A 14,640-nucleotide genomic window follows, 5' to 3' on the forward strand; every position below is an offset into this window, starting at 1 on the left:
GGGACCGTCCGAAGACGGGTCCCGGGCAGTTCGCTGTCGTCACCCGGCCGCGGCCTCGGCCCCCTCGCCGGGTCCGGCGACGGATCCGAGCCACGCCCGGACGGCGGCGGCGGTCGTGGCGCCGTGCTCCATCATCACCGTGAAGTGGTTGCCGGGAACGTCCACCGTCCGGTGCGGCCGGTCCCAGGTGGCCCGCCAGTCGTCCTCCCGGTTCCACTCGCCGATGGGGTCGGAGGCGCGGACGACGAGGGTGGGCGCAGAGATCTCCTCGGCCCGGAAACCGAGGTACATCCGGCCGTACCACGCCTGGGCGGTCAACCGGGTGTCGGTCATCGGCACGGCCAGTTCCTCACGGCCGAAGGTGCCCTCGGTCAGCTCCGACAGCCACTCCTGGTGCATCGGACGGTCCATCGGATACGTGTCCACCAGCACCACCCCGGCCGCGGGCGCGCCCATCGCCTCCAGGCGGTGCGCAAGGGCGTGCGCGAGCAGCCCGCCGCCGGAGTGCCCGAGGAGGACGAACGGCGCGTCGCCCGCGACCTGGATGAGCGTCCTGGCCTGCCAGTCGAGCGAGGCCTCCACGGTGGTGGGCAGTTCCTCCCCGTCCCGGTAGCCGGGCAGCGGCAGGGCGATCACATCGTGGGTGCCGTGGAACGGAGCGGCGAAGCGGGCGAACTCGTGCACGCCGCCGAGCGCCGACATCCCCGTGTGGCAGACGATCCTCGGCCTCCCCGGTCCCCGCGACAGGAACACCGGGGCGGGCGGGTCGGCGATCTCGTCGGGCGAGGCGAACATCGGCCGGTACGCGGCCGCCTCGGACAGGAACTCCATGAACTTCGGCAGGTTGCCCTGGCGCGTCGACTCGCCGTACAGGGTGCGCAGGAGCCCGGTCTGCTCCTGGGGTTCGGCGGACGGGCCGGTCCCGCCGAGGGCTTCCTGTACGCGCTGGGCGAGCGCCGACGGAGTACGGCTGTCGAAGACCACGGTGCTCTCCAGGGCCACACCGGCGGCCGCCTGGAGCCGGTCCCGCAACTCGATCGCGGTGAGCGAGTTGACGCCCAGCTCCAGGAACTCCCGGTCCGGCGCGATCGCGTCGGATCCGTCGTGCCCGAGGACGGTGGCGGCGTGGGCGCGGACCAGGTCGAGCACGACCCGGTGCCGTTCCTCGCCCGGCAGTCCCGTCAACCGCTCGCGCAGCACGGCCGCGTCCGCCCGGCCCCGCGGGCCGTCCGCGTCGCGCAGCCGCCGGACCTCGGGGATCTCGTCGAGGAGTCGGCGCGGACGGGTGAGCGTGTAGGCGGCGGCGAAACGCTCCCAGTCGACGTCCGCGACGGTGAGGCAGGCCTCGTCAGGCAGTCGGGCGAGCAAGTCGAGTGCCGCGCCCGGCGGCAGCGCCCGCAGTCCGGTGCGGGCGAGCCGTGCGGCGGAGTCGCCCGTGAGCCCGCTCTCGTCGTCCCACGGTCCCCATGCGATCGAGGTGGCCGGCAGGCCCCCTGCCCGCCGGGCCTCGGCCAGGGCGTCCAGGTACGCGTTCGCCGCCGACCGGGCGGGCTGGGCCGCGCCCCACACCCCGGAGACCGAGGAGAACAGGACGAACGCGGAGAGGTCCAGGCCCTCGGTCAACTCGTGCAGATGGCGGGCGCCGTCCGCGGTGGGTCGCAGTACGTCGGCGAACCGTCCCGGGGTGAGTTCGGTCAGCGGGGTGTCGTCGGCGACCCCGGCCGCGTGCACGACGGCGGTGAGCGGGTGCTCCGCGGGGACCGTCGCCAGGAGCGCGGAGAGCGCGTCCCGGTCGGCGACGTCGCAGGCCGCCACCGTCACCTCGGTGCCGGTCGCGGCCAGTTCGGCCGCCCACTCGGCGATGCCGGGCGTGTCCGGGCCGCGACGCCCTGCCAGCAGCAGACGCGGCACGCCCCGGTCGGCCAGCCATCGGGCGATCCGCCGGCCGAGGGCGCCGGTGCCCCCGGTGATGAGGACGGTGCCGGTGGTCGGCCAGGCGGGGCGGTCCGCCGTCGCGGTGGCGGGCGCCGGCACCAGCCAGCGGGCGAAGACTCGTCCGTCGCGGATCGCCGCTTCCCGCTCCTCCGTACCGCCGAGCACGTTCACGAACCGGTCCCAGGACGCGGGCTCGGGCCGTACCGGAAGGTCGACGACCCCGCCCCAGCGGTCCGGCGCGGCCAGGTCGACGGCGCGGCCGAGGCCCCAGGCGGTCGCTTGGCCGGGTGCGGTCAGCGGGTCCGACGCGCCCGTCGACACCGCACCCCGGGTGACGGTCCACAGCGGGGCGTCCACGTCGATGTCGTCGAGCGCCTGAGCGAGCGCCGCGATGTCGGCGACCCGGTCGCCGAGCACAGAGAGGACACCCGTGACGTCACCGAGCTGACCGAGCTCACCGAGCGTCGTCCTGAGCCGCGCGCCCAGGGCCGCGCGATCGGTCCCGCCGTCGTCCACGGGCAGCAGAACCGTCTTGGCCCCGGCGGCGATCAGCCTCGTCTGCGTCTCGGCCGCCAGTTCCTCGGCGTCGGGGGCGACGATCAGCCAGGTCCCGTCGAGCTGGGCGCGACCTGCGGGAACGGTCACCGGCCGCCACACGACGCGGTAGCACCAGGAGTCGGTGCGCGCGTCCTGACGCCGGCGACGGCGCCAGGACGACAGCGCGGGAAGCATCGTCTGCACGGCCTTCGGCTGTGCCTCCAGCGTCTGGGCCACTTCGTGGAGGTCGTCGCGTTCGACCGCTTCCCAGAACCGTTCCTCCGCCGGGTCGGCGGGTTCCCGTGACGCGCTCGGAGTCGGCCAGTAGCGGTCGCGCTGGAAGGCGTACGTCGGCAGGCTCACCCGTCGGCCACCGGGCAGGATGGCCGCCCAGTCCACCGGAACGCCGGCCGTCCACAAGCGCCCGAGGGCAGGCTGCACGTGGTCGAGCCCGCCGCGGAGCAGCGGCGCGCCGACGGCGTCCGGGACGATCCGGGCCACCAGCGCGGTCAGCACACCATCGGGGCCGAGCTCGACGAACCGGGTCACGCCGTGGTGGTGCAGGGCGTCGACGCCATCGGCGAAGCGGACCGCCTCACGGACCTGTCGTACCCAGTAGTCCGGGGTGGACATCAGCCCCGGCTCGGCGACAAGCCCGGTGAGGTTCGACACGACCGGAATCCGCGGCTCGTGGAACGTCAACCCCTCCAGTATGGAGGCGAACTCGGCGAGCATCGGCTCCATGAGCGCGGAGTGGAAGGCGTGCGAGACCGTCAGCCGGTGCGTCTTGCGGCCCTCGGCCGACCACCGGACCGCGAACTCCTCGATCACATCGGCAGGACCGGACACGACCACCGAAGCCGGGCCGTTGACGGCCGCGATGTCCAGCCGGCCCGCGACCGACTCGACCACCTCGGCCTCGGAGGCCTGCACCGCCAGCATCGCCCCACCGGCCGGAAGCGCCTGCATCAGACGACCACGCGCCGCCACCAACGCACAGGCGTCGGACAGGGACAGGACGCCCGCGACGTGCGCCGCCGCGATCTCACCTATGGAATGGCCGAGGAGGAAGTCGGGAATCACGCTCCAGGACTCCAGGAGCCGGAAGAGCGCCACCTCGACCGCGAACAGGCCCGCCTGCGCCCATACCGTCCGATCGAGATCGAGGCCCTGGAACACCGCGTCCCTGACCGGCCGGTCGAGGAGCAGGTCGAACTGCGCGCAGACCGCGTCGAACGCCTCCGCGAACACCGGGAACCGCGTGTGGAGATCACTCCCCATACCGGCCAGCTGCGACCCCTGACCGGTGAAGAGGAACGCCACCCGTCCGTCGCCCGCGACCCCCGAGACCGCGGCCGCGCTGGGCGCTCCATCGGCGACAGCGGCCAGCCCTCGTACCAGGTCCTCGTGGTCGGCGCCGACCACGACCGCCCGATGCTTTAGCGCGGCGCGTGTGGTGGCCAGTGACCGGCCGACATCGCGGATGTCCGCCGTCAGACCGCCGTCCATGGCGAAGCGGCGCAGCCGGTCGGCCTGACCGCGCAGCCCCTCGGCCGTGCGGGCCGACAGCAACCACGGGACGGGGCCGAACCCCTCCGCCGTGTCCTCCGTCGCAGGTTCGGGTCGGGGTTCCACCTGCTCGATGATCACGTGGGCGTTGGTGCCGCTGATCCCGAAGGACGACACACCGGCCCGGCGCGGACGGTCCGCCTCGGGCCACGGCCGGGCCTCGGTCAGCAGCTCCACCGCACCCGCCGACCAGTCCACCTGACCGGACGGCTCATCGACGTGCAGCGTGGCCGGAAGCACCCCGTGGCGCATCGCCTGCACCATCTTGATCACGCCGGCCACACCCGCGGCCGCCTGCGTGTGCCCGATGTTCGACTTGACCGAGCCCAGCCACAGCGGCCGGTCCTCGGGCCGGTCCTGGCCGTACGTCGCAAGGAGCGCCTGCGCCTCGATCGGGTCACCCAGCCTGGTACCCGTACCGTGCGCCTCCACCGCGTCCACATCAGAAGACGACAGCCCGGCGTTCGCCAAGGCCTGCCGGATCACCCGCTCCTGCGACGGCCCGTTCGGCGCGGTCAGACCGTTCGACGCACCGTCCTGGTTGACCGCGCTGCCCCGCACGACAGCCAGGATCTCGTGGCCGTTGCGGCGCGCGTCGGAGAGCCGCTCCACCACCAGCACACCGACACCCTCAGCCCAACCCGTCCCGTCCGCCCCGGCCGCGAACGACTTGCACCGCCCGTCCGACGCGAGACCACCCTGACGGTCGAACTCCCCGAACGCGGCGGGCGACACCATCACCGTCACCCCGCCCGCCAACGCCAGCTCGCAGTCACCCGCACGCAACGCCTGCACGGCCCAGTGCAAGGCCACCAACGACGACGAACACGCCGTGTCCACCGTCACCGCCGGCCCCTCCAGACCGAAGGCGTACGCCACCCGGCCCGAGATCACACTGTTCGCCGTCCCCGCCAGCAGATGACCCTCCGCATCCTCCAATCCCCCACCGACGCCATAACCCGACGACGACGCCCCCACGAACACACCCACCGAACTTCCGCGCACCGACCGCGGATCGATCCCAGCCCCTTCGAACGCCTCCCACGACGCCTCCAGCAACACCCGCTGCTGCGGATCCATGGCGAGGGCCTCGCGCGGAGAGATCCCGAACAACGCCGCGTCGAACTCCGTCATCCCTTCGACGAACCCACCACGCGCCGCCTCCACACCCAACCCGCCGGCGGACCACCCACGATCCGCCGGGAACCCCGTCACACCGTCCACACCCGCGGCCACCAGATCCCACAACTCACCCGCCGACCGCACACCGCCCGGGTACCGGGCGCTCATCCCCACGATCACCACCGGATCGTCCACGACATCCACCACCCGGCCAGACACGACACCCGGGGCGGAATCCGCCGGCGCCGCCGTGTCCTGCGACAACTCTCCGGCCAGGAAGCCCGCCAGCACCACCGGCGTCGGATAGTCGAAAGCCAGAGTCGCGGGCAGCGACAGCCCCGTGTCCCTGTTCAGCAGATTCCGCAGCGCAACCGCCGTCAGCGAATCGAAACCGAGATCACGGAACGCCTGACCCCCATCAACCGACTCGACCGACACATGACCCAACGCCGCCGCCGCACGCGACCGCACCAGATCCAGCAGCAACCGCTCACGGCGCCCCTCGGGCGTCGCCGCCCACTCCACCCGGAACGCCGACGCCTCCTCAGCCGCCGCCACCGGAGCCACAGCCGCCCGCGCCTCCGGCAGATCCCCCAGGAACGCACTCATACGCCCCGACACGAAACCCGGCGCGAACCGCTCCCAATCCACATCCGCGACCGTCAGACACGTCTCATCACCATCCACGGCACCCGCCAACGCCTGAACCGCCAACCGCGGGTCCATCGCGGTCAGCCCACGGCGACGCAGCACCTCACCCGTCTCCCCCACAGCGGCCATGCCCGCACCCGCCCACGGCCCCCACGCCACAGACGTCCCCCGCAGACCCCGCCCCCGGCGACACTCCGCCCACGCGTCCAGATAGGCGTTCGCGGCTGCATACGCCCCCTGACCACCACTCCCCCACGTGGCCGCGATCGACGAGAACACCACGAACAAGTCCAGATCCAGACCCGCGGTCAACTCATCCAGCACCACCAGACCACCGGCCTTGCCCGCCAACACCCCCTCGAACCGCTCCGGCGACAAACCATCCAGCACACCGTCATCCACCACACCCGCCGTATGCACCACACCCCTCAACGGCACATCCGACGGAATCCCCCCAACACCCCCGCGAGCGCGTCCCGATCCGCCACATCACACGCCACCACCGTCACCCGCGCACCCAACGCGGACAACTCCCCCACCAACTCCTCAACACCCGGCGTATCCCAGCCGCGACGACCCGTCAACACCAGATGCGGCACCCCACGACCCGCCAACCACCGAGCCACCTCACCACCCAACGCACCCAGACCACCCGTCACCAGCACCGTCCCCGACGGCACCCACGACGACCCACCCCCCACAACCCCCGACCCACGCACCAACCTGCGCCCGAACACCCCCGACGAACGCACCGCAACCTGATCCTCACCACCAGCGCCGGCCAAAACCCCTACCAGACGCCGCCCCACACGCTCATCCACCACCAACGGCACATCAACCAAACCACCCCACACATCGGGCAACTCCAACGCCGCAACCCGACCCAAACCCCACACCTGCGCCTGCACCGGACTCACCAAACGATCCGCACGACCCACCGACACCGCACCAACCGTCACCGACCACACCCGAGCCCGAACACCCACATCACCCAACGCCTGCAACAACACCAACGACCCAGCCACACCACCCGAAACAACCGAACCCGAGACATACGGCCCCTCATCGGCAGCGACGAGCGAGACCACGCCCGCCACCTCACCGCCGGAAACCACCTCGGCGATCCGCCCGGCCAACTCCGCCCGGCCCGCACCACCGACAACAACCATCACCTCGGCACCAGCAGCACGCAACGCCGCCTCAACCCCCGAAGCAGCACCCCCCGCCACAGCCCCCGAAGCGACGACCACCAGCCAACTACCCGACAGACGAGCCTCCGGCAGACCCGACAACGGCTTCCACGTCACCCGATAGCGCCAGGAATCCACTACCGAATCGACCCGACGGCGCTGCCGCCACGACGACAGCACCGGCAGGACGGAACCGAGCGCGTCCGGGGCCTCGGCGATGTCGAGCGTGTCGGCGAGCCCCGCCAGGTCCTCACGCTCGACCGCCTGCCAGAACCGCGCCTCCACCGGATCGGCCGAGACACTCCCCAGGTCGATCGACTCGGGCCAGTACCGCTCCCGCTGGAAGGCGTACGTCGGCAGCGACACACGCCGCCGCCCCGCCGGCAGCACCACGGACCAGTCGATCTCGGCGCCACTGGTCCACAGGGCGGCCAGTGCGGCCAGTACGGTGCCGGCCTCGTCACGATCACGGCGCATCACCGGCGCGAACACGGCATCCGACACCGACTGCCCGGCCATTCCGCACAACACCGCGTCCGGTCCGACTTCCACGAACCGGGTCACACCATGCTGGTGCAGGGCGTCGACACCATCGGCGAAACGAACCGCCTCGCGGACCTGCCGTACCCAGTAGTCCGCGCTCGACATCAGCCCCGGCTCCGCGACCAGCCCGGTCAGGTTCGACACGAGCGGAATCTCGGGCTCCTGGAACGTCAACCCCTCCAGTACGGCGGCGAACTCGGCGAGCATCGGCTCCATGAGCACCGAATGGAAGGCGTGCGACACCGTCAACGGGTGCGTCTTGCGGCCCTCGGCCGACCACCGGGTCGCGAACTCCTCGATCACATCGGCAGCACCGGACACGACCACCGAAGCCGGACCGTTGACGGCAGCGATGTCCAACCGGCCCGCGACCGCCTCGTCTACCTCAGCCTCAGAGGCCTGCACCGCCAGCATCGCCCCACCGGCCGGAAGCGCCTGCATCAGACGACCACGCGCCGCCACCAGCACGCAGGCGTCCGCCAGAGACAGCACTCCCGCGCAATGTGCCGCCGCGATCTCGCCTACGGAATGGCCCAGCAGGAAGTCCGGGACCACGTTCCAGGACTCCAACAGCCGGTACGAAGCCACCTCGACCGCGAACAACCCCGCCTGCGCCCACACCGTCCGATCGAGATCAGTGCTCTCGAACACGACGTCCCTGACCGGCCGGTCAAGAAGGAGGTCGAACTCCGCGCACACCGCGTCGAACGCCTCCGCGAACACGGGGAACGCCTCGTACAGCCCAGCACCCATCCCAGCCCGCTGCGCACCCTGGCCCGTGAACAGGAACGCCGTACGTCCCTCACCCACTACACCGGACACCACATGGGCCGAAGGCTCACCCGCGGCCAGCGCTGCGACACCCGAACGCAGCGCGTCCCGGTCGCCTCCGAGCACGACCGCGCGGTGGGCAAGCCCGGCCCGCCCCGTCGCCAGCGACCACGCCACATCGCCCGGGCGGTCATCCGACCCCGACCGGTCGGCCAACCGCGCCGCCTGGGCCCGCAACGCCCCCGCACTCCGGCCCGACACCACCCACGGCACCGGCACCGACCCCATACCCGTACCCGTGCCCGGTTCGGACGCCTCCACCGGCGCCTCGGGAACAGCCGGACCCTCCTCAAGGACCACGTGCGCGTTCGTCCCGCTGATCCCGAATGCGGAGACGCCGATGCGCCGAGGCCGTTCCTCCTTCGGCCACGGCCGGGCCTCGGTCAGCAGCTCCACCGCACCCGCCGACCAGTCCACCTGCGGAGTCGGCTCATCGACGTGCAGCGTGGCCGGCAGGACGCCGTGGCGCAGCGCCTGCACCATCTTGATCACGCCGGCCACACCCGCCGCGGCCTGCGTGTGCCCGATGTTCGACTTGATCGATCCCAGCCACAACGGGCGATCAACGTCACGGTCCTGGCCGTACGCCGCAAGGAGCGCCTGCGCCTCGATCGGGTCACCCAGCCTGGTACCCGTACCGTGTCCCTCCACCGCGTCCACATCAGAAGACGACAGCCCGGCGTTCGCCAAGGCCTGCCGGATCACCCGCTCCTGCGAAGGACCGTTCGGCGCCGTCAGACCGTTCGACGCACCGTCCTGGTTGACCGCGCTGCCCCGGACCACCGCCAGAACCTCATGGCCCAGCCGTTGCGCGTCCGACAACCGCTCAAGCACCAGGACACCGACGCCCTCACCCCAACCGGTGCCATCCGCACCGGCCGAGAACGCCTTGCACCGGCCGTCGGACGCCAGACCGCCCTGCCGGTTGAACTCGCCGAAGGCGCCCGGGTTCACCATCATGGCGACACCGCCGGCCAACGCCATGCCGCACTCGCCCACGCGCAGCGCCTGGACCGCCAGGTGCAGTGCCACAAGGGAGGACGAGCACGCCGTGTCCACCGTGACCGCGGGGCCCTCCAGGCCGAACACGTACGAGACGCGGCCCGAGATCACGCTGTTCGCCGTGCCGGACAGCAGATGCCCTTCGACTCCTTCGAGTACCTGACCGTGCCCGTATCCCGACGACGAGGCGCCGGCGAACACGCCCGTGAGGCTGCCCCGCATGGCGTGCGGATCGATTCCGGCGCTTTCGAACGCCTCCCAGGCCGTCTCAAGGAGCAGTCGCTGCTGCGGGTCCATGGCCATGGCCTCGCGCGGCGAGATCCCGAACAGGGCGGCGTCGAACTCGGTCGCGTCGTTCACGAAGCCGCCCATGGCCGTGTCCACGCCCGGCATCCTGTCCGGCCAGCCACGGTCGGTGGGGAACGGTGCGAGCGCGTCGGCTCCGTCGGCGACCAGGTTCCACAGGTCCTCGGGTGACCGGACGCCGCCGGGGAAGCGGCAGCCCATGCCGACGATCGCGATCGGCTCGTCCAGGCCGAAGGGCGTGACGGCGGCCCCGGCCTCGACGTCGGACCCCGATGACGCGGCCGGGGCGCCGAGGTCCAGCTCGCGTTCGATGTAGGAGACGAGGGTGGCCGGTGTCGGGTGGTCGAAGACCATGGTCGCGGGCAGTCGCAGACCGGTCTCCCGGTTGAGCCGGTTCCGCAGCTCGACGGCGGTGAGCGACTCGAACCCCAGGTCCTTGAAGGTCCGCGCCGCCTCGACGGCCCGTACGTCCGGGTGCTTGAGCACGGCGGCGACCTCGTTGCGGACCAGGTCCAGCAGGATCTGCCGCCGCTGGGCGTCGGGGAGCGGGGCGAGACGGCGGCCGAGGTCCGGGCGCTGCTCACCGCCGGTCGGCGCCGCCTGGGCCTGTCGTGCTTCGGGGAGGTCGGACAGCAGGGCGCTGACGCGGGTGGCGGTGAAGGTGTCGACGAAGCGCGCCCAGTCGATGTCGGCGACGGTCAGGCACTCCTCGCCCGCGTCGACGGCCTGCGCGAGCGCCTCGATCGCGAGGTCGGGGTCCATCGGCAGCATGCCGCGGTCGCGCAGGTGGTCGCGGGCGTCCTCGTTCGACGCCATGCCGAGCCCGCCCCAGGCTCCCCACGCGACCGAGGTCCCGGGCAGTCCCTGGGCGCGCCGTCGGATGACGAGCGCGTCGAGGAAGGCGTTGGCCGCGGCGTATGCGGCCTGGCCTCCGCTTCCCCAGATCCCGGCGCCGGAGGCGAACGTGACGAACATCCGCAGGTCGAGTCCCCGGGTCAGCTCGTCCAGGTGGACCGCACCCGCGACCTTGCCGCCGAGCACGTCGGCCAACTCCGCCGGGCCGGTGCGGTCCAGCATCATGGCCTGGCCGACGCCTGCCGCGTGCACCACGCCGACCAGCGGGAATTCGGCCGGGATGCGCGCCAGGACGCCCGCGAGGGAGTCCCGGTCGGTGACGTCGCACGCCGCCACGGTGACATGGGTGCCCGCGGCGGTCAGCTCCGCGACGAGGTCCTCCACTCCGGGTGTCGCGGCGCCGCGGCGTCCGACCAAGGTCAGGTGGGGTACGCCGCGGCTGGCGAGCCATCGGGCGACGACCGCGCCCAGCGCACCCGTACCGCCGGTGACGAGGACGGAGCCGGGGAGTTCCCGTCGGGTCCCCGTGGCTCGCGCCGCGCGCGCGAGGCGGCGGGCGTACACCCCGGAACCACGGACGGCGAGCTGGTCCTCGTCTCCGGCGGCGCCGCTGAGGAGTGCCACGAGGCGGGCGCCGACGCGCGCGTCCAGCGTGGCCGGAAGGTCGATCAGGCCGGCCCAGCGCCGTGGATACTCCAGTGCCGCGACGCGGCCGAGGCCCCACGTCAGTGCCTGTGTGACGCTGCGCAGCGGATCGGACCGGCCGATGGAGACGGCGCCGGCGGTGAGGGCCCACAGCGGTGCGTCGATGTCGGCGTCGCCGAGGGCCTGGATCAGGGTCACGGTCGAGGCGGGTCCGGCCGGGACCGGCCGCTCGCTCTCCTCGGTCGCGTGGAGGGAGAGCACGCCCTCGACGGGGCCGGCCGCCAGCAGCAGCGCGGCCACCGTCGCCCGGTCGGCGTCGTCGGCCGTGGTCAGGGGGACCACGTCGGCTCCGGCGGAGCGCAGCACCTCGGCCAGCTCGGCCGCCGTGCCGGTGTCCTCGCCCTCGGGGACGGCGAGGAGCCACCGGCCGTGCAGCCGGGCGTGCGACGGCAGGTCCGGTACGGGGGTCCAGGTGACCCGGTAGCGCCACGCGTCGATCGTCGCGCCTCGGCGGCGGCCGCGGTGCCAGGTGGAGAGCGCGGGCAGCACCTCGTCGAGGAGTCCGCGTGCCTCGTCGAGCCGCAGGGTGCCGGCCAGTTCGTCGATGTCGTGGCGCTCGACGGCGTCCCAGAACCGGGTCTCGCCGGGATCGGCGGCGCCTGCCGTGTGCGCCTGCGCGGGCAGCGGGTCCGGCCAGAAACGGCGGCGCTGGAAGGCGTACGTCGGCAGCGCGATCCGTCGTCCACCGGTGAAGGCCGGCGACCAGTCCACGCCGACACCGGCGGTCCACAGTTCGGCGGCGCCGGCGAGGAAGCGGTCAGGTCCGCCGTCGTCGCGGCGGAGGGTTCCCGTGACGGTGGCGTTCGCCCGCGCGTCGTCGGCGGTCTCCTGGATGCCGATCGTGAGCACCGGGTGCGGGCTGCTCTCCACGAACACCGAGCGGCCGTCGGCAAGGAGCGCCCGCGTCGCCTGTTCGAACCGCACCGGCGAGCGCAGGTTCTCGTACCAGTAGGCGGCGTCAAGCGTGGAGGTGTCCAGGGGCGCACCGGTGACCGTCGAGTAGAAGGCGATGTCCGAGGGGCCCGGCGTGATCGGCGCGAGGTCGGCGAGGATCCGGTCGCGGATCTCCTCGACCTGCGGGGAGTGCGAGGCGTAGTCCACGGGGATACGGCGGGCTCGCAGCCCTCGGCGTTCGCATGCGGCGAGGAGCTCTTCGACGGGCCCGGCCTCGCCGGAGACCACGGTGGAGCCGGGGCCGTTCTCCGCCGCCACGGTGAGGCCCTGTGCCCACGGAGCGATCAGTTCGGTCACCGGCTCGCGGCCCGCGGCGATCGAGACCATGCCGCCGCGGCCCGCGAGGGCCGCGAGGGCCTGGCTGCGCAGGGCCACGATCCGGGCACCGTCGTCGAGGGAGAGCCCGCCCGCGATGCACGCCGCCGCGATCTCGCCCTGGGAGTGGCCGACGACCGCTGCCGGGTGGACGCCGAGGGACCGCCATGTCTCGGCGAGCGAGACCATGACCGCCCACAGCACGGGCTGGACGACGTCGACGCGGCTCAGGTCGGGGGCTCCGGGCGCGTCGCGCAGGACGTCCGGCAGCGACCAGGTGACGAACGGTGCCAGGGCCTTCGCGCATTCCTCCAGGCGTCGCCGGAACGCGGGTGAGGTGTCGTGGAGTTCCCGCGCCATGCCGGCCCACTGGCTTCCCTGGCCGGGGAAGACGAAGACGACCCCGCCGCCGGAGGCGTCGCCGCGCACGAGGTTCGCGGCGGACCCGTCGTCGGCCAGCGCGTCCAGACCGGCCATCAGCTCGGCGCGGTCGGTGCCGAGGACCACGGCCCGGCAGGGCAGGGCGGCGCGGCCGAGCAGGGACCGGGCCACGTCCGCGGTGCGCGGGGCGTCGTCCGCCTTCATGAAGTCCCGCAGCCGGACGGCCTGTCCCCGCAGTCCGTCCGTCGTCTTCGCCGCGAGGAGCCACGGGAGCGGGCCCGCGGAGAGCGCGGGCGCGGTGTCCGCGGCGTTCCCGGTGTTCCCGGTGTTCCCGGTGTTCCCAGCGTTCCCGGCGTTCCCGCCGGACTCCGGAGCGGCGTCGGGCTCGGGCGCCTGTTCCAGGATGACGTGGGCGTTCGTACCGCTCATGCCGAACGAGGACACCGCGGAACGGCGGGGTCGGTCCGCATCGGGCCAGGCCCTCGGTTCGTTCAGCAGCCGGACGGTTCCGGGCGACCAGTCCACGCGCGAGGAGGGCCGGTCGGCGTGGAGCGTGGGCGGCAGTGTGCCGTCGCGCATGGCCATGACCATCTTGATGACACCGGCGACACCGGCGGCGGACTGGGTGTGGCCGATGTTCGATTTGATCGAGCCGAGCCACAGAGGGCGTTCCGGGGAGCGGCCGTGGCCGTACGTCGCCAGCAGGGCTCCGGCCTCGATCGGGTCGCCGAGGCGGGTCCCGGTGCCGTGCGCCTCCACGGCGTCCACGTCCTCGACGGTGAGCCGCGCGTTGGCCAGCGCCCGGCGGATCACGCGTTCCTGCGCCGGTCCGTTGGGCGCGGTGAGCCCGTTGGACGCGCCGTCCTGGTTGACCGCGCTCCCACGGACCACCGCGAGCACCTCGTGGCCGCGCCGCCGCGCCTCGCTGAGCCGCTCGACCAGGAGCAGGCCGATGCCCTCGGACCAGCCCGCGCCGTCGGCCTCGTCCGAGAACGCCTTGCACCGGCCGTCCGAGGAGAGACCGCCCTGCCGGCCGAACTCGACGATCTGCATGGGAGTCGTCATGACCGTGACCCCGCCGACAAGCGCCAGGTCGCAGCCGCCCTCCCGCAGGGACTGGACCGCCAGGTGCAGGGCGACCAGGGACGACGAGCACGCGGTGTCCACCGTGAGCGCGGGGCCTTCGAGACCGAACGTGTACGACACCCGGCCGGACGCGATGCTGGACGCGGTGCCGGTCATCAGATGGCCGGCCACCTCCTCCGGCAGGTCCATGCCCGGGCCGTAGCTGACCGAGGTGACCCCGACGAAGACGCCGGTGTTCGATCCGCGCAGCGACAGCGGGTCGAGGCCGGCCTCCTCGAAGGCCTTCCAGGACGTCTCGAGCAGGAGCCGCTGCTGCGGGTCCATGGCGAGCGCCTCGCGCGGTGAGATGCCGAAGAGGTCCGCGTCGAACTCGCCGGCGTCGTCGACGAATCCGCCCGCCCAGGAGGGTTCGTCGGCCGCGGACAGGTCCCAGCCGCGGTTGGCGGGCAGCGGGCCGATGGGGTCCTGGCCGGTGCTGACCAGCCGCCACAGGTCGGCCGGTGACCGTACGTCGCCCGGGTACCGGCAGCTCATCCCGACGATGGCGATCGGCTCGTCCGCCGCGGACTCCATCTCACGGATCCGCCGACGGGTCTGGTGCAGTTCGGCGACGACCCGGGTCAGGTAGTCGCGAAGCCTCTGCTCATCATCTGCCATG

The 14,640-nt window shown here is 72.7% G+C and carries 2 protein-coding genes; both read right to left on the bottom strand.

Annotation, left to right across the window (positions count from 1 at the left end; all coding sequences use genetic code 11):
* Positions 1 to 39: 39 nt before the first annotated feature.
* Positions 40 to 6,216, bottom strand: a complete 6,177-nt coding sequence (locus WBG99_RS00250) for an SDR family NAD(P)-dependent oxidoreductase (RefSeq protein ID WP_338894331.1) — start codon at positions 6,214 to 6,216, stop codon at positions 40 to 42.
* A gap of 26 nt (positions 6,217 to 6,242) precedes the next feature.
* Positions 6,243 to 14,639: an SDR family NAD(P)-dependent oxidoreductase gene (locus WBG99_RS00255; RefSeq protein WP_338894332.1), complete on the bottom strand. Its 8,397-nt coding sequence runs from the start codon at positions 14,637 to 14,639 to the stop codon at positions 6,243 to 6,245.
* Position 14,640: the final 1 nt, after the last annotated feature.

The organism is Streptomyces sp. TG1A-60 (assembly GCF_037201975.1).
GTDB lineage: Bacteria > Actinomycetota > Actinomycetes > Streptomycetales > Streptomycetaceae > Streptomyces.